This is a genomic window from Mangrovicella endophytica, assembly GCF_002893625.1.
In the GTDB taxonomy this organism is placed as follows: domain Bacteria; phylum Pseudomonadota; class Alphaproteobacteria; order Rhizobiales; family Rhizobiaceae; genus Mangrovicella; species Mangrovicella endophytica.
In genome coordinates this window covers 106,116-122,995 of the sequence record NZ_PKMZ01000002.1, presented here as the reverse complement: position 1 = coordinate 122,995, position 16,880 = coordinate 106,116, and the positions used below count along the sequence as shown (strand labels likewise).

At 66.5% G+C, this 16,880-nt stretch carries 14 protein-coding genes and 1 pseudogene; 5 read left to right on the top strand and 10 right to left on the bottom strand.

The genetic code is table 11. From position 1 onward, the window contains the following. Positions 1 to 35: 35 nt before the first annotated feature. Positions 36 to 2,486: an EAL domain-containing protein gene (locus C0R46_RS06120; RefSeq protein ID WP_102958728.1), complete on the bottom strand. Its 2,451-nt coding sequence runs from the start codon at positions 2,484 to 2,486 to the stop codon at positions 36 to 38. 404 nt (positions 2,487 to 2,890) lie between these two features. Here C0R46_RS06120 and C0R46_RS06115 point away from each other — a divergent pair, with 404 nt between their 5' ends. The 4 genes from C0R46_RS06115 (at position 2,891) to C0R46_RS06100 (ending at position 7,186) form a co-directional block, all read left to right on the top strand. Then, the gene (locus tag C0R46_RS06115) at positions 2,891 to 3,685 is read left to right on the top strand and encodes a potassium channel family protein (RefSeq protein ID WP_102958727.1); all 795 of its coding nucleotides are present in this window, start codon (positions 2,891 to 2,893) and stop codon (positions 3,683 to 3,685) included. A gap of 138 nt (positions 3,686 to 3,823) precedes the next feature. Continuing rightward, positions 3,824 to 4,261: a MarR family winged helix-turn-helix transcriptional regulator gene (locus tag C0R46_RS06110; RefSeq protein WP_102958726.1), complete on the top strand. Its 438-nt coding sequence runs from the start codon at positions 3,824 to 3,826 to the stop codon at positions 4,259 to 4,261. A gap of 183 nt (positions 4,262 to 4,444) precedes the next feature. Next, positions 4,445 to 6,043 (top strand): efflux MFS transporter permease, encoded by a 1,599-nt coding sequence (locus C0R46_RS06105; protein ID WP_425349871.1) that lies wholly within the window; start codon positions 4,445 to 4,447, stop codon positions 6,041 to 6,043. An 18-nt stretch (positions 6,044 to 6,061) separates the two neighbouring features. Further along, positions 6,062 to 7,186: an HlyD family secretion protein gene (locus C0R46_RS06100; RefSeq protein WP_102959226.1), complete on the top strand. Its 1,125-nt coding sequence runs from the start codon at positions 6,062 to 6,064 to the stop codon at positions 7,184 to 7,186. Here the strand turns inward: C0R46_RS06100 and C0R46_RS06095 are convergent. The 9 genes and pseudogenes from C0R46_RS06095 to C0R46_RS06055 all read right to left on the bottom strand — a co-directional run bounded on the left by C0R46_RS06095 (position 7,171) and on the right by C0R46_RS06055 (position 14,430). Next, positions 7,171 to 7,956, bottom strand: coding sequence for an SDR family NAD(P)-dependent oxidoreductase (locus tag C0R46_RS06095; protein ID WP_102958725.1), 786 nt, complete (start codon positions 7,954 to 7,956; stop codon positions 7,171 to 7,173). The two genes, C0R46_RS06100 and C0R46_RS06095, sit on opposite strands and share 16 nt — an antisense overlap. 41 nt (positions 7,957 to 7,997) lie before the next feature. Further along, positions 7,998 to 8,372, bottom strand: coding sequence for a DUF423 domain-containing protein (locus C0R46_RS06090; protein ID WP_102958724.1), 375 nt, complete (start codon positions 8,370 to 8,372; stop codon positions 7,998 to 8,000). A gap of 131 nt (positions 8,373 to 8,503) precedes the next feature. Next, positions 8,504 to 8,827 (bottom strand): annotated as a pseudogene (mnhG, locus tag C0R46_RS06085) (monovalent cation/H(+) antiporter subunit G); the annotation flags it as partial. Next, positions 8,827 to 9,141 carry a cation:proton antiporter gene (locus C0R46_RS06080; RefSeq protein ID WP_102958722.1) on the bottom strand — a complete coding sequence of 105 codons (315 nt, stop codon included), beginning with the start codon at positions 9,139 to 9,141 and terminating at the stop codon, positions 8,827 to 8,829. The gene C0R46_RS06080 and the pseudogene mnhG, both read right to left, overlap by 1 nt. Then, positions 9,138 to 9,611, bottom strand: coding sequence for a Na+/H+ antiporter subunit E (locus tag C0R46_RS06075; RefSeq protein ID WP_102958721.1), 474 nt, complete (start codon positions 9,609 to 9,611; stop codon positions 9,138 to 9,140). The genes C0R46_RS06080 and C0R46_RS06075 overlap by 4 nt, the downstream gene beginning before the upstream one ends. After that, positions 9,608 to 11,263, bottom strand: a complete 1,656-nt coding sequence (locus C0R46_RS06070) for a Na+/H+ antiporter subunit D (RefSeq protein ID WP_102958720.1) — start codon at positions 11,261 to 11,263, stop codon at positions 9,608 to 9,610. Before C0R46_RS06070 ends, C0R46_RS06075 begins: the two co-directional genes overlap by 4 nt. A gap of 1 nt (position 11,264) precedes the next feature. After that, entirely contained in the window at positions 11,265 to 11,642 is a 378-nt protein-coding gene (locus C0R46_RS06065; RefSeq protein WP_102958719.1) for a Na+/H+ antiporter subunit C, read from the bottom strand. After that, positions 11,642 to 12,058: a Na+/H+ antiporter subunit B gene (locus C0R46_RS06060; protein ID WP_102958718.1), complete on the bottom strand. Its 417-nt coding sequence runs from the start codon at positions 12,056 to 12,058 to the stop codon at positions 11,642 to 11,644. The genes C0R46_RS06065 and C0R46_RS06060 overlap by 1 nt, the downstream gene beginning before the upstream one ends. Then, positions 12,055 to 14,430, bottom strand: coding sequence for a putative monovalent cation/H+ antiporter subunit A (locus C0R46_RS06055; RefSeq protein WP_425349864.1), 2,376 nt, complete (start codon positions 14,428 to 14,430; stop codon positions 12,055 to 12,057). Before C0R46_RS06055 ends, C0R46_RS06060 begins: the two co-directional genes overlap by 4 nt. A 306-nt stretch (positions 14,431 to 14,736) precedes the next feature. Here C0R46_RS06055 and C0R46_RS06050 point away from each other — a divergent pair, with 306 nt between their 5' ends. Further along, the gene (locus tag C0R46_RS06050; RefSeq protein ID WP_102959224.1) at positions 14,737 to 16,845 is read left to right on the top strand and encodes a S9 family peptidase; all 2,109 of its coding nucleotides are present in this window, start codon (positions 14,737 to 14,739) and stop codon (positions 16,843 to 16,845) included. Positions 16,846 to 16,880 lie beyond the last annotated feature (35 nt).

Genomic DNA, 16,880 nt, shown 5'->3' with positions numbered 1-16,880 from the left:
TGGCGTCGATGAGCGGCCGCGATTGCACCCGCGTCTCAGGCAGCCTTGTCGCGACCCTGACGCGGCTCCTCCAGCGCCTTGTTGTCGCGCCAGTACTGCGCGACCTCGCGCAGGACCTTCGGCAAATCCGCTGCCGGCCGCGGCTTGCTGAAATGGTAGCCCTGCATCTCGCGGCAGCCTTCGCGATAGAGCGTCTCCAGCTGCTCGCGCGTCTCGATGCCCTCGGCGATGACGGCGATCTTCATGGCGCGGCTGAGACCCATCACGGCGCGCACGATGGCGATGTTCTCGGGCTTCTTCAGGTCGCGGACGAAGGACTGGTCGATCTTGATCTTGTCGAAGGGGAAACGGCTGAGATAGCCGAGCGAGGAATAGCCGGTTCCGAAGTCGTCCATTGAGATGAGAACGCCGAGCTGACGGAGCGCCCGCAGCGAGGTCAAGACGCCATCGGTATCGTCGAGGAACACCGATTCCGTCACCTCCAGCTGGAGGCGCTTGGCCTCCAGACCGGTTTCACGCAGGATGGCGACAACATCGGCGACGAGCGTGGGGCTGCGGAACTGCACCGGCGAAAGGTTGACCGAGATCTTCAGGTCGCCCGGCCAGGCGGCAGCCTGCTCGCAGGCTGAGCGCAGAGCCCATAGGCCGATCCTCTCGATCAGGCCCAGCTCTTCCGCCAGCGGGATGAACTGCATCGGCGAGACCATGCCGCGCTCGGCATGACGCCAGCGCAGCAGCGCCTCAAAACCGGAGACCGCCTTGCGGTCCACATCGACGAACGGCTGATAGAAGAGTTCGAACTCCTCGCGGTCGAGCGCCTGTTCCAGATCCCTCTCCAAGAGGCGGCGCAGCTCCAGATGCTCGCGCATGCCGGGCTCGAAGAACTGATAGCCGCTACGCCGCTCCGACTTGGCCCGGTAAAGGGCGAGGTCGCAATTCTTGATGACGACGTCGGCGGATGGCGCCGACGCCTTCGTCCGCTTCGGCACGAAGATGACCCCGATCGAGACGCCGATCGAGACTCGCCGTCCCGCGGCCTCCATGGGCTCGCTCATCGCATCGACGACACGCCGGGCGAGCGCCTCGGCCACGTCCTGCGACTCCGGCGCTGTCTGGATGATGGCAAACTCGTCGCCGCCGAGCCGGGCGACGAGATCGTTCGGGCCCACGCAGGCGACGAGAGTGTCGCCGACGAGCTTCAGCAGCGCATCGCCGCAAGGGTGTCCGTAGGTGTCGTTGATCGACTTGAAGCCGTTGAGGTCAAGGCAGTGGATGGCGATCGGTATCTGCGGCTGATCGCGCAGCATCCGCTCGAGGCTCTCGGTGAACTGGTGACGATTGGCGAGGTCCGTCAACCAATCGTGGCTTGCCAGGTGCTCGAGCTGCTTGGCGGTGCGATGCTTTTCGGTGATGTTCTCGAATGTCACGACCAGACCGCCGCCGGTCATGCCGCGCCGCGAGACGGCGATCATCCGGCCATCGCGCATGGCATGGACGAAGAAGCCCGTCTCATGCGGCGCGAGGAGATCGTGAAGCCGGGAATCCGCCAGAACTTCCGTCGCCGGCGCGCCGAGCGCCAGATTGGGAAACATCTGCGCGAAGGGCTCGTTGAAGACGACAAGGTTCATGTCCCTGTCGAACATGCATAACCCTTGCGTCATGTTGTTCAGGGCGGCTTCGAAGCGGTTGTGCTGCGTCGTGATCTGGTTGTCGAACCGGCTCGCCTGCGCCGTCATCAGCTTCTCGATGCGGCGGCTGTTGGACAGGATGCTCTTCTGCATCATGGCGAGTGCGGCCAGCAGCTCGCCCGTCTCGCCGCGACCGGCCGGCACGATTTCGTTCTCGATATTGCCGCCGGCGATGGAGGTCGCGATGCTCACTGCATTGCGGATCGGCGGCACGATGGTGCGCGAGAGGATGAGCGCCACCAGAAGGCAGAAGATCACCGCGAGCGCCAGCTCGATCCAGCTTGCCACCAGCAGGCTGTCGAAGCCGGCGCTGATCTCGGCGCGCAGCGCGGTGACGTCGGCGCGGTAGCGCTGCAGCGTGTCGTTCAGCTGGATGTTCGATTCGGCCAGCTCTTTTGACAGAAGGCGCAGGCTGAACTTGCCGTCGGCGGCCTGAACGAGGCTGAGACGCTCGATCAGTGCCCGGGTGGCAAGTCGCGTCCCGTCCGACAGCGCGCCGGCCGCACCGACGCGCAGATGACCGAGAATGACGCCGAGCGAGCGCGTCAGCGCTTCCACCTCGGCAGCTGAAGGAGCCTTGTCGGGATCGGAAATGAGCTTGCGGGAGTAGCGGTCGCTGAGAATCGTCAGGGCGCTGTCGGCCTCGAACAGCTCGCCAAGCGGTAGCAGCCCCTGATCGTAGACCTGGGCGGCATATTCGCGTGAGCGCATCTGCGACTGATGCGACAGGACGCCCACCACGATCGTGACGAGGCCGATAGCCAGCCCGGCAATGATGAGCTTTAGGTTGATCGACATCGATGCCCGCTGGCTGACCTCGCGACACTGAGGCGGCCGGTGCGGCCAGCGGAGAGCGCCGGAAAACCGAGCCGTATCAATCGGCGAGTCATCGCAGACGCCGATTACGATAGTCTTACCGTTCAGCCGACATTTACCTGCTTAACCGTACCTGGACGGGAATCGGACCATTTTGGCTGCTATCCAAGATTGCGGATGTTGCTCGGTCACAGTGGCGAATGTTGCCGGCACCGCTGATCGCGACTGAACTCGGCACCTCGACCCACTCGCCTGCACCTGTTGAGCGAGCCTGCGCTGATGTCGCCGGATGCTCTCGCCCTAAACTGAGCTAGAACACGCACGCTCTCGCCCGGGCCCTTGGCCCCGGGGCGGGACATCCATCGCATGCCTCGTGAAGGACCACCGTGGACAGTCGCTCGTCTCCCGCCCCCCATCGCGCCGCCTGGCGTAACCGGCTGCGCTCGCTCTATGTCGGCGAGGATCCGCGGGACATCCACTTCCAGTGGGCGATCGCCTCCGTCGACCTCGTCATCATCGGCTTCTTCATCGTCAGCCCGGTGCTGCAGGAGCAGCAGCACTTCCTGTGGTTCGACTATGCGGTCGCGGTGATCCTGGCACTTGACCTGTGCGCCCGCGGCGCAGCGGCCTACAGCCTGCGGCGCTGGCTGCTGCGCCCGGCGACCTGGGTCGATCTCATCGTCCTTGCGACGCTGCTGGCACCGCTATGGCTGGCCAATCTCGGCTTCCTCAGGATCCTGCGCCTCTGGACGCTGTCGCAGAAGGACCTGTTCTGGCGCTCACTGCGCAAACGGGGTCTCCGGCAATGGGAGGATGTCGGCCGGGCTGCGATCAATCTGGCCACCTGCCTCTTCCTGATCACCGGCTTCGTCTACACCGCCTTCGCCCGGCCCGGATCCGGCATGGAGGGCTATGTGGACGCCCTCTACTTCACCGTCGCGACGGTGACGACCACGGGTTTCGGCGACATCACCCTACCCGGCACCGCCGGAAAGCTGACATCGATCGTGACGATGATCGTCGGCATCTCGCTCTTCGTGCGCCTGGCTCAGGCGATCTTCCGCCCCTACAAGGTCAGCTTCACGTGCCCGCAATGCGCCCTGCAGCGCCATGAGCCGGACGCCGTCCACTGCAAGGCCTGCGGCCATCTCCTGAAGATCCCGGACGACGGCGGCGACTGAAACCGGGCATCCTGCCGACGCAGCCAGGGCCACGCCGCACGGGTTCATAAGTCCCACTGACGATCTTGAAGAGAGCCGAGAGAGCGGCTATATCGCCTCAGGAAAGTTAGCATACTACATTTAAGCAGGCTTATCTCCATGCATGCAGACGTAGCCAGAGCCGAGTTCATGGAGACGCTCACCGGCGTCGGCCGTCGGATCCGAACCGCCTTCAACGCTCGCGTGGTGGCACATGGCCTCACCTATGCCAGGGCGCGGACCTTGTTCTGCCTGTCACGGCTCGGTCGCCTGACGCAGAGCGAGCTCGCAGCCGAGCTGGAGCTGGAGAATGCAACCGTCGTGCGTCTGCTCGACGGCATGGAGAAGCTCCATCTGATTAGCCGGCTGCCGGTCGAGAACGATCGGCGGGCCAAGCATGTTGTCCTCACCAAGCATGGGCAGGCGCAGGCGGACATCGTCGCGACGATCGCGGCGGAGCTGCGGGACGAGATCATCGGTGACATTGCGACGGCGGACCTGAGGGGTGCCGCTGCGGTGCTCCGCACTCTCGCCAAGCGTCTCGACCCAGCGTCCTGAGGTCAGACGATGATCAAGCCGACCATCATGCCGCACCCAGCCGCGGATGCGACCGCCGTCGCCGATGTGCCGCTCGAACCGAAAGCTGCCCAGACGGCAGCAGCGCCGGATGCAGAGGCAGCGCGGGCTCCTGCACCGACGCTCAGCGCCGTGATCGGACGCAGCCGTCGTCAGACGCAGCCGATGCCGGCGCCGGCGGAATACGTCCCGCGCCATCCCCTGCTCGCCGCCTGCTATATCGCCGCCGCAATCCTCATCTCGCTGACGCAGGGGCTCGGCCTCAACCTGATGTCGGTGAACCTGACGCAGATCCAGGGCTCGCTCGGCGCCACCACCAATGAGTCCGCCTGGCTGATCGCCGCCTATCTGGCACCCAATGTCAGCCTGACCCTGCTCCTCACCAAGGTCCGCGCGGAGTTCGGTCTGCGGCGCTTTGCCGAAGGCGCCATCGTGGTTTTCGTGCTGGTCACGCTTGCCCATCTGTTCGTCAGCGACCTGCGCTCGGCGATCGTTGTGCGCTTCTTTGCGGGCTGCGCCGCTTCGCCCATGTCCTCGCTCGGCTTTCTCTACATGCTGGAGTCCTTCCCGCCGGCCAGGAAGCTCAGCATCGGCATGACGGCGAGCCTGACGCTGACCGCGGCCGCCATGCCGATCGCCCGGCTGATCTCGCCCACGCTCGTCGATCTCGGCGGCTGGAACGCCATGTTCCTTCTGGAGGTGGCGCTGGCGATGATGAGCTACTGTGCGATCTACCTTCTGCCACTGACGGCGCCCGCCCGCGCCAAGGTCATCGAGCCGCTCGACGTTCTCAGCTATCTCCTGATCGCGATCGGCCTTGGCTCGATCGTCGTCGCGCTCACCGTCGGCCCGTACTATTGGTGGTTCGAGGCGCGCTGGCTCGGCGTGCTGCTCGCCGTCGGCGGCAGCAGCCTCACGGCGGCGGTGCTGATCGAGCTCAACCGGGACAACCCGCTCGTTGACTTCCGCTGGATCGCCTCGCCGGAAATCCTGCACTTCGCCGGTGTGCTCCTCCTGTTCCGACTGATTCTCGCCGAACAGACCAGCGGCGCCTACGGCCTCTTCACCACGCTCGGTCTCCTGAACGACCAGCTGGTGACGCTTTATACGGTGATCCTCGGCGCGACCTTCGTCGCCGGCGCCTTCTGCGCCGCCGTGCTGACGCCGGATCGGGTGCCGGCGATCCACGCTCTGGCGCTGGCGCTGCTGGCGGTCGGGGCCTTTCTCGACGGCCACTCCACCAGCCTGACGCGGCCGGAGCAGATGTATGTGAGCCAGGCGATGATAGCGGCGGCCGGCACCCTGTTCCTGCCACCGGCGATGAGCGTCGGCTTCGTCTCGGCGATGAAGCGAGGCACCAACTACATCCTCAGCTTCCTGATCGTCTTCCTCGTCACCCAGAGCATCGGTGGTGCCATGGGCTCGGCGATCTTCCGCACGGTGGTGACGATCCGCGAGAAGTATCACTCCCACTATCTGGTCGAGGGCGTCGTCCTCACCGACCCGACCGTGGCCCAGCGCGCCGCCCAGTATGGCGCTGCCTATGCCAAGACGCTCGCCGATCCGGTGCTGCAGCGGGCCGAGGGCGTCAGCCTGATCGCGCAGCAGGCCACGCGCGAGGCCAACGTCCTCGCCTACAACGACGCCTTCCTGCTGGTGTCAGCCACGGCCGCCTTCGGGCTCTTCTGGCTTCTGGCTCATCAGACATTCAAATGGATCAAGGCTCTCCAGGCGCCGCACACTGCGCCGCCGGCGGCCGCGTGAACTGCAACGGTGACGCTCATGCGCAAGATCTTCGGCTCGTTCGCGACCTATGTCGCGCTCCTCATCGGCATCACCGGCGTGACGCTGGTTCTGTATGCCTGGCGCCTGCCACCCTTCGCCAGCACGGTGGAAACCACCAACGACGCCTATGTCCGCGGCCAGGTGACTGTGATTAGCCCGCAACTGGCGGGCTACGTCGCCGAGGTCGCCGTGCAGGATTATCAGAGCGTCAAGACTGGGCAGACGCTGCTCAGGATCGACGATCGCATTTACCGGCAGAAGCTGAGCCAGGCCAGGGCGACGCTGGATGTGCAGAAGGCGGCGCTGGCCAATTCCGCCCAGCAACGCCGTTCGGCCGAAGCCAAGATCGCCTCCGGCGAGGCGCAGGTCACGAGCGCGCGGTCGGCTCTGGCGACGGCGCAAGCCAACTGGGACCGCATAGTTCCGCTCGTCCAGAAGGGCATCGTGAACAAGAGCGAGGCGGATGCAACCCGCAGTGCTCTCGATCAGGCAACGGCGGTCCTGCAGCAGGCGCAGGCGGCGGTGGAAGTCTCCCGCCAGGACCTGCAGTCGATCATCGTCGGGCGACGCTCTCTCGAAGCCGCCGTCGAAGGGGCTGAGGCGGCGGTGGAGCTAGCCACGATCGACCTCGGCAACACCCGCATCGTGGCGCCGAAGGACGGCGTGCTCGGCGAAGTCGGCGCGCGCCTCGGCCAATATCTGACGGCGGGCTCGCAGATCACCACGCTGGTGCCGGATCGGATCTGGGTGACGGCCAACTTCAAGGAAACCCAGCTCGCCGGCATGCGCGTCGGCCAGGTCGTCACCTTTACCGTCGACGCCTTCCGGGGCGAGACGATGAGGGGCCATATCGAGCGCTTCTCGCCGGCGACGGGCTCGGAGTTTGCGGTTCTGCGGGCGGACAACGCCACCGGCAACTTCACCAAAGTGGCGCAGCGCCTGCCGGTGCGGATCGCCATCGACGAAGGCCAGACGCTGGCGGAGCGCCTCGCGCCCGGCATGTCGGTGGTGGTCGCCGTGGACACGGCGCAGCCGGCGCCTGCGGAACGCGAGGCCGACGCGAGCGAGCCGGACGCCGACGCCGGCAGGACCGTTGGCGCCGCGGCTCAACCCATGAACTGACCGCCATTGATCTCCAGCACCTGGCCGGTGACATAGCCGGACAGGTGCTCGGAGGCGAGGAAGAGATAGGCCGGCGCACAGTCCTCCGCCGTGCCGAGCCGCTGCAGCGGAATGCCGGTGGCGGTGGCGGCAAGCTTCTCCGGCGAGGAGTAGCGGCGGTGGAAGTCTGTCATGATCGTACCGGGCGACACGGCGTTCACCCGGATACGATCCGGCGCGAGTTCGCGGGCGAGCGAACGGGTCCAGGTGGAGACGAAGGCCTTCGAGGCCGAATAGAGCGACGAGCCCGGGCTGCCGCCGGTACGCGCGGAGATCGACACCGTGTTGACGATCGCAGCGCCACTTTCAGCAGTCTTCAACGCCGGAAGCAGGCCCTGCGTGACCTCCACTGTCGAGCGGATGTTGAGATCGAGCACCCGGTCGTAGTGCTCCGGCGTCGTCTCGCCGAGGAGAACGCGGCCGACCATCGTCCCGGCATTGTTGACGAGCACGTCGATGCGCGGCGCCAAGCCGGTGATGCGCCCGGCGAGAGCAAGCCCCGCGCCCGGCGCGGCAAGATCGCCCGTGACGACGCTGAGGCGTTCGAGCGCAGCCGCGTCGAGGCCGCGCGTCAGATCGCGCTCCACATGCTCCTCGCTGCGCCCGGCATGGGCGACGACATGCGCGCCGGCTTGGAGAAAGGCGCGGGCGACCGCTGCGCCGATGCCGCGTCCGGCGCCGGTCACGACCACCGTCCTGCCGTCGAAGAGCTTGTTGTCGAAGCCGTTCATCTCTGCTCTCCCCCTGTCTAAATTCCCATCCGCGGCATCCGTCAGCCTCGACGCCGGACTGCGGCGACCGCGGCCCCGGCGGCGATGCTGAGCCAGCCGGCGATCAGCGCGATGCCGCCGCTCGGCGCGGCCATTGGGAACAGCCGGTCACCGAGGAAGCTGCGGGCGGAGAGATCACCGGCGAAGAGCAGCGTACCGATCGTGATCAGCAGCGCCGACAGCGGAGCCAGCCGCAGCCGGGCCGGCGTGGACTGTGACAGGCCAAGCAGCGCGGCCGCGTGGAAAAGCAGCATCGCCGCGGCGATCGCGAGATAACGGTCATCGCCCACATGCGCGGCCATGGCCGACAAGGCGATGCCGACGGCGCCGAAGAGGCCCGCAACGATGGAGAACAAAGTGGAGAAACGCTCGCTCATGCAGCCCCGCGAGGCGCGATCTGCGGCGGCGCTCCGTGCGGCGCGGCGGCCCCGCCATCGCTCTCCTGCGCGTCCGGACTCCCCACCATACCGTCGCCTGCATCCGGCGGCATGGGCGCAACGTCGAGCGCGGGCATCTCGTTGAGGACGGAGCCCGGCCACAGGCGATAACCCGCGGCATGTGCTGCCTTGGCCAGCAGGTGAGCCGAAATGGGCGCGGTCAGGATGAAGAAGAGAACCGCCGCGATGGCGCGAAGCGCCTCGGCTGATCCCGCCGACACGAGTGCGAGCGCGATGAGCATCATGCCCGAGCCGACCGTCCCCGCCTTCGAAGCGGCGTGCATGCGCGTATAGAGATCCGGCAAGCGCAGCAGTCCGATGGCGGCGATGGCCACGAAGATCGATCCAGTGAGCGACAGAAGCGCGGCCAGGATGAGGATGATCGCACCGGCCATCAGGACGCCTTCTCCTCGTCGTCCCCGCCACCCCTGGCAAGGATGAAGCGCGCGAAGGCAACGGTTGCCAGGAAGCCGACGAGGCCGAGCGCGATGGCGATGTCGACATACAATGTGTAGCCGGTGTCGATGCCGATCACGGCGATGAAGCCGATCGCGATCGCCGTCAGCATGTCAAGACCGATCACGCGGTCCGGCAGCGTCGGCCCCCTGTAGATCCGCAGGAGCGTCGCCAGGAAGGCGAAGCCCAAGATCGCGAACGAGACATCCAGCGCGATGTCGAGGAAGCCGGCAGCGAAGGTCTCGAGGCTCATCGAAACGCCTCCAGGATCTTGCGTTCGAAACCGTCGGCGATGTCCCTGCGCGCGCCATCGGGGTCGGAACAGTCGAGAGCATGGACGTAGAGCGTCCGCCGGTCGGCCGAGACATCGACCGAAAGCGTCCCCGGCGTCAGGGTGATGAGGTTGGCGAGAAGCGCGATCTCAAGGTCGCGATCGACGGTCAGTGGATAGGCGAAGATGCCCGGCCTGACGTCGATCGTCGGGCGGCAGACGACCCGCGCCACCCGCCAGGCCGACATCAGCAGCTCGCGGATGAAGAGCAGCAGCAGCGACAGGATGCGACGCGTGCGGGACAGATAGCCGACCGCGCCGACATGTTCGCGCACCAGCAGAAGGGAGAGTGCGCCCAGGCAGAAGCCGAATACGAGGTTGACCAGCGAAAAGGATCCGCTGACCGTCACCCAGATCAGCGCGAGAACCAGGTTCATCAGCGGCAAGGTCATGATGCGCCTCCGAAAACGGAGAGATGGTAGCCGGCCGGATCGAGGATGCCGCCAGCGGCGGCACCTGTCAGCGAGGCTAGTCCCTGCGGCCAGAGGCCGATCGCTACCGCGAGGAGCGCCAGCACCAGCAGGGGCAGCATGCTCGGCTCCGAACGCCCTTCCGCCATCACACGCGCGATCGAAACAGCCGCTGCGCGGACGCCCGCGGCCGCCATCGCCCCGGGCTCGTCGGTCCCACGATCCACCGCGGGAGCCGGCCGCCAGAAGGCCAGAGCGAACAGCCGCGCGCAGGCGATCGTCTGCAGGAAGCCGGACAGGAGGATCACCGCCGCCAGCCAGCCCATCCCGCCGCCGATCATGGCCTGCACCAGCATCAGCTTCGGCCAAAAGCCGGAGAAGGGCGGCAGGCCGGAGACGGCGATGAGCAGCACCAGCGTCACCGCCGCCAGCAGGGGCGAACTGCGCCACAGGCCACCGATCTCGTGCAGCGAGGCGCTGTCGGCCCGCCGAGTCATCAGGCTCGCGGCAAGGTACAGCGCCGTCATCACCACCATGGAATGAACGGCATAGAAGATCGCGCCGGAGAGGCCCGCCTGAAGCGGACCCGCGGTCGGTTCGCTGCTGAGAGGCAGCGGCAGCGCGAGCCCGGCCAGGATGGTGCCGATGCCTGCGATCACGAGGTAGTTCAAGAAGCGCCGCAGGTCGCTCTGGGCCAGCGCGCCCAAGGCGCCCACGATCATTGTCGCAGCGGCAACGCCGGCGACGACCATGCTGAGGCCGCCGCGTTCGGCTGGGAACAGCATCAGGAGGACGCGGATCAACGCATAGACGCCCACCTTGGTGAGAAGGCCGGCAAACAGCGCCGACACGACGAAGCGAGGGGTATGGTAGGAGGCCGGCAGCCAGTTGTTCAGCGGAAACGCCGCCGCCTTCATGCCGAAGGCCACCAGCATCAGCGTCGCGATGGTCACGACCTCGCCGTTCGGCTCCATCGAGCGCGCCTTCATCGCGATGTCGGCCATGTTGAGCGTGCCGAAGAGGCCGTAGACGAGGCCGGTGGCCACCAGGAAGAAGGTCGTCGCGATGAGGTTGAGGAAGCAGTATTTCGTGGCGCCGTCGAGTTGGCGGTGCTCTGAGCCGAGCACGATTAGGCCGAAGGAGCCGATCAGCAGCACCTCGAACCAGACATAGAGGTTGAAGAGGTCGCCGGTGAGAAATGCGCCGGAGACACCGCCGATCATGACGAACAGGAAGGGGAAGAAGCCGTAGCGTCGCTCCTGCAGGCTCACCGTCGCGGCCGCATGGATGGTGCAGGCAAGTGCGACGACGGCGGCAGCGCATGCGAACAGGACGCCGAGACGATCGGCTGTAAAGGCGATGCCGAAGGGCGGCTTCCACGCGCCCATCATCATCACCTGCGGCCCCTCCGAGGCCACCCGACGCAACAGGAGGAGATTGATGACGAGCAGCACCGTCATCCCGGCGATCGCCACCGCAGGCTGCCAACGCAGCCGGCCGCGCATCATCAGGAGACCCGAGGCGAACAGGAGCGGCACCACGACGGGCAGCGCGACGAGATAATTGGCCAGCCTTACAGGTGCCGTGAGCGTCGCAGCCGTCAGCAGTTCGGGTGAGAGTCCAGGCGTGGCCACGTCAGTACCCCAACGGCGGCAGGTCGTCGTCCTCGGGCTCTGCGAGGCGCATGCGGTCGGTGTCGTCGGTGCCGAGGTCCTGGTAGACCCGGTAGGCAAGGACGAGCAGGAACGCGAAGAACGAGAAGGAAATCACGATAGCCGTCAGGATCAGCGCCTGCGGCAGCGGATTGGCGGTGACCGCAGACGGAACATCGGCGTCGACGGGAATGATCGGCGGCGCGACCGCGCTGGCGCGTCCGGCAGCGAAGATCAGCAGGTTGACGCCGTTGCCGAGCAGCACGAGCCCGAGCAGCATCCGGATGATGTGCTCCGACAGGAGGAGGTAGATCGCGACGGCGAAGAGCATGCCGACGACGAAGGCAAGCGCTGCTTCCATCAGGAGTCTTCCTCCTCGAGCGCGAGGGCGATGGCCGAGATCGAGCCGACCACCACAAGATAGACGCCGATGTCGAAGAACATCGGTGTGGACAGGCCGACGTCGCCGCCGAGGACGGCCGGAAAGGCCCAGAGCCCCGTCAGAAACGGCCGCTCGAGCGGGATCGATAGGCAGCCGGACAAGACCGCCAGCATCAGGCCGGCGCCGGCGATCGCCAGGGGATGGAAGTGCATCGCCTGGCGCACCGAAGCGACGCCGCAGGCGATGCCGTAGATCGCAAAGGCCGAGGCGGCGATCAGACCGCCGATGAAGCCGCCGCCCGGCTCGTTGTGCCCGCGCAGAAGCACGAAGATCGAGAACAGCACCATCAGCGCGGTCAGATAGGGGGCCGTCGCTCGCAGGATGACGCTTCTCATGGGCGCGCCTCCCCCGCCGCCGGGGCAGCCGGGCTGACGGCGGCAGGCGCCCCGTCCCGCCGTATCACGCGGATCCCGATCAGCGCGAGGATGGCGAGACCTGTGGTCATCACCACCGCGATTTCCCCCATCGTGTCGACCCCGCGGAAGTCCACGATGATGACGTTCACGATGTTGCGCCCATGCGCGATGGTGCGGCTGTAGGCCGTGAAGAAATCCGACAGGGCGTTGTCGAACGGGCGTTGCGTCAGCCGCAGCAGGAACAGGCCGATCCCGGCGCCGCCGGCGACGGCCAGTGCGACGTCCGGCAGCATCTCACGCCACGGGCGGTGATCGCTGGGCGAGAGGCGCAGGCGCGTCATCACCAGCGCGAGCACCACGACCGACAGCGTCTCGACCATGAATTGGGTGAAGGACAGATCCGGCGCGCCTAGAAGCATGAAGAGCAGCGCGACGGCGAAGCCCTGGATGCCGAGTGAAACAATGGCGGTCAGCCGGTTCTTGGCTCTCACCACGGCAAAGATGCCGATCAGGATCAGCGCCAGCACCATCCATTCGTAGAAGCGCAGGTGCGGCATGACGGGTACGGCCGGCAGCGTGCCGGTGAGCGTCATCGGCAGCCACACGGCCAGCGCAATCACCGTGAAGGTCACGGTTATATAGATGTCGAGGCGGCCGTTCTGGAGGATGCGCGTAATGCCGAAAGCGCCGCGCAGGAGCCCGCGCATCATCTGATCGAAGCCACGATCCGGCCCCCAGCCGATCGCCTCCAGCCCGCGAACGAGCGCCCGACGCAGCCGACTCGCAGTCAGGTACAGGACGATACCGATGGCAATGGTGGCGAGCGACAGCGCGAAGGGAAGGTTGATATGCGGTGCGATGCCGATGTCGATCGCAACCGGCCGGCCCGCCGCGCTGGACGCCATTGGCACCGAGAACGCGGCATGGAAGGCAGGCGCGAAGAGGCCGGCCGCAAGCCCGAGGCCGCCGAGGACGAGCGGCGCCAGCCACAGTGCGGGAGGCCCTTCGTGAGGATGGGCGATGGCGCCGGGCCGGTCACCGACGAAGGGTGCCAGCGCCACCAGGAAGGCTGCCGCGAACATCAGTGCATTGCCGGCGACCGCCGCGATCAGCAGGAGCGCCGAGGCGGCATCTCCTTCCACCAGCGCGTGATAGATCGTTTCCTTGGCGAGGAACCCGACGAGCGGCGTCACGCCGCCCATGGACAACGCGCAGAGCAGTGCCGCCGCGAAGGTCAGAGGCATGGCGGCGCGCAGGCCCCCGAGCCGCTCGATGTCGCGTGTGCCGGCGCCGTGGTCGATCGAGCCGGCTACCATGAAGAGTCCGCCCTTGAACAGCGAATGGGCGATCAGATAGAGCACCGCGGCCGCGACTGCCTCCTGGGAGCCGGCGCCGATCAGCATGACCAGAAGCCCGAGCGAGGCGACAGTCGTATAGGCGAGCACCATCTTGAGGTCGCTCGCACGCAGGGCCAGCAGCGCACCGCCGACCAGCGTCACCGAGCCAAAGGCCGGCAGGATCGTCTCCCACAGCGCCGTGCCGCCGAGCGCCGGATTCAGGCGCAGCAGGAGATAGACGCCGGCCTTCACCATGGTGGCGGAATGGAGATAGGCCGAGACCGGCGTCGGCGCCTCCATCGCGTTCGGCAGCCAGACGTGGAAGGGCATCTGCGCGGATTTGGTGAAAGCGCCGCACAGGACGAGGATGAGGATCGCCGGATAGGCAGCGGTCATCCGCAGTGCCTCGCCGGAGGCCAGGATCTGCGTCATGGAGCCGAGGCCCGCAACTTCCCGGATCGTCAGGAAGCCCGCCAGCAGCGCCAGTCCGCCGCCGCCGGTGATCGCCAGCGCCTGGATCGCCGCGCGCCGCGCCGCCTCGCGCTCATGGTCGAAACCGATCAGGAGAAAGGAGGTGACCGAGGTCATTTCCCAGAAGACGAACAGCGTCGCCAGGTCGTCGGCGAGCACGAGCCCGAGCATGGCTCCCATGAAGAGGAGGATGAAGGCGAAGAAGCGTCCGCGATCCCGGTGCTGGCCGAGATAGGCACCCGCATAGAGGACGATCAGCGTGCCGATGCCCGTGATCAGAAGCGCGAAGACCAGCGACAGCCCGTCGAGCCGGACGGAAAAGTGGATGCCGAGCTCGGGGATCCAGTTAAAGCCGGCAAGGATGGCCGTGCCGCCTGCGACCGGGGCCAGCGCCGACAGGAGAATGGCGAAGGCAGCGGCCGGAAAGAGCGCGAGACCGGCAGCGGCGATCGCGGGAAGCCTGCGGAACAGGATCGGGGCGAGAGCGGCAGCAAGGAATGGCAGCGCGAGGATCAGGAGAAATCGCGTGTCACTTCCCATCATGCGGCGCTTGTCCTCCTCGCTGGCCCACGACGCCTCGCGCCGGATGTCGTCAGGACTATCTACGGGTCATGTCTGGTGTGAGCAACCCGAACAGGCCGTTTTCTGGCCTTTCAACGCTGCGGGGACGCGTCTCGCTCGCAGACGGTACGCGTGGATCTTCGACGAGAAACGATACGTCGCTTGCCTAAATTGCAGCACGCCGGTTTAACGTGTCCTGCGGGCACAGTCTGCCAACCCTGAGACGCGCCGTTCTTGGGCGCCTATCCCGCCGCACTTTCCGATCCTTCTGAATAGCCGTTGCCGATCATGACATCCCCGTTCCCGAATGCCTCGACTGTCGCTCCGCCGCGCCCCGATCGCCGGCCAGAGAGCGACACCCGCCATGGGCGCGAGCGGTCCGATGACTATGGCTGGATGCGGGCGCCGAACTGGCAGGAGGTCTTCAAGGACACTGCGCTGCTCGACCCGGCGATCCGCGACCACCTGACGGCGGAGAATGCCTATCAGGAAGCCGTGATGGCGGGGACCGAGGGCCTGCGCGAGCAGCTCATCGCCGAGATGCGCGGCCGCATCAAGGAGGACGATTCCTCTGTGCCCGCGCCGGATGGGCCCTTTGCCTACGGAATTTCCTATCTGCAGGGCGCCGAGTACCCCCGCTTCGTCAGGCGGACGCGCGACGGCGGCCTGGATAGCGAAACCGTCCTTCTCGACGGGCAGAAGGAGGCCGCCGAACGCGCCTATTTCTCGCTCGGCGGCGTTGCCCATTCGCCGGACCATCAATGGGTCGCCTGGGCTTATGACGACAAGGGCTCGGAGTTCTACGCCGTCTCGGTGCGCGATCTGTCCACCGGTGAGGATATCGGTCCGCGTATCGAGGACACCAGCGGCGGCGTCGCCTGGTCGGCGCGCTCGCGCGGCTTCTTCTATACGCGCCTCGATTCCAATCACCGGCCGAGCCGCGTCTACTACCACACGCTCGGCACCGATCCGCAGACCGACGCCCTGATCTACGAGGAGACCGAGCCCGGCTTCTTCATGGGCGTCGACAAGACGCAGTCGGGCGATTTCCTCGTCATCGACATCCACGATCACGAGACCTCCGAAGCCTGGCTGATCCCCGCTGACAATCCGGCGGCCGAGCCGCGCCTCGTCGCGGAGCGCGAGACCGGCGTCGAATACTCGATCGACGAGGCCGACGGGCGCCTCTACATCCTGACCAATGCCGACAACGCCCGTGACTTCAAGATCGTCACCGCACCGGCGGCGGCGCCCAGCCGCAGCGAGTGGCAGGACTATGTACCCCACGAGGACGGGCGGCTGATCCTCGGCCATATGGTGCTGAAGCGCCATCTGATCTGGCTGGAGCGCCGTGATGGTCTGCCGCGCATCGTGGTGAAGCGCCTTTCGGATGGCGAAGAGCACGTCATCGCCTTCGACGAGGAGACCTATTCGCTCGGCCTCGGCGGCACCTACGAGTTCGACACGACGGTGATCCGCTTCACCTACTCGTCGATGACGACGCCATCGCAGACCTTCGACTACGATGTCGAGACGCGGCTGCGCCGGCTCCTGAAGACGCAGGAAGTGCCGTCGGGCCACGATCCGGAGCGCTACGTCACCCGGCGCATCTTCGCCACCGCGGCCGACGGCGAACTGGTGCCGGTCTCGCTCCTCTACCGCAAGGATGTGCCGCTCGACGGCACGGCACCGTGCCTCCTCTATGGCTACGGCTCGTACGGCATCACCATCCCGGCGTCGTTCAACACCAATGCACTCTCGCTGGTCGATCGCGGCTTCGTCTATGCGATCGCCCATATCCGCGGCGGCAAGGACAAGGGCTTTGCCTGGTACGAGGCGGGCCGGCGCCGCAACAAGGGCAACACCTTCACCGACTTCATCGCGGTAGCCGACCATCTGGTGGCGGAGAAGTTCACCGCGCATGACCGCATCATCGCCAATGGCGGCTCTGCCGGCGGCATGCTGATGGGCGCGATCGCCAATATGGCGCCGGAGAAATTCGGCGGCATCATCGCCGTCGTGCCCTTCGTGGACGTGCTGAACACCATGCTCGACGACACGCTGCCGCTGACGCCGCCGGAATGGCCGGAATGGGGGAACCCGATCCTTTCCGACGAGGATTACGCCGTCATCGCCGGCTACTCCCCCTACGACAACGTCAAGCGCCAGGCCTATCCGCCGATGCTCGTGCTCGCCGGCCTCACCGATCCGCGCGTCACCTACTGGGAGCCGGCCAAATGGGTCGCGCGCCTGCGCGAGATGAAGACGGACGCCAATCCGGTGCTCCTGCGCACCAACATGGAGGCCGGGCACGGCGGGGCGTCGGGGCGCTTCAGCCGCCTCGAAGAGGTCGCCTATATCTACGCCTTCGCGCTGAAGCTGGTGGGCAAGGCCTGATCCGAGGGGCTCACCTCGTCTGCATAAGCCGAGAG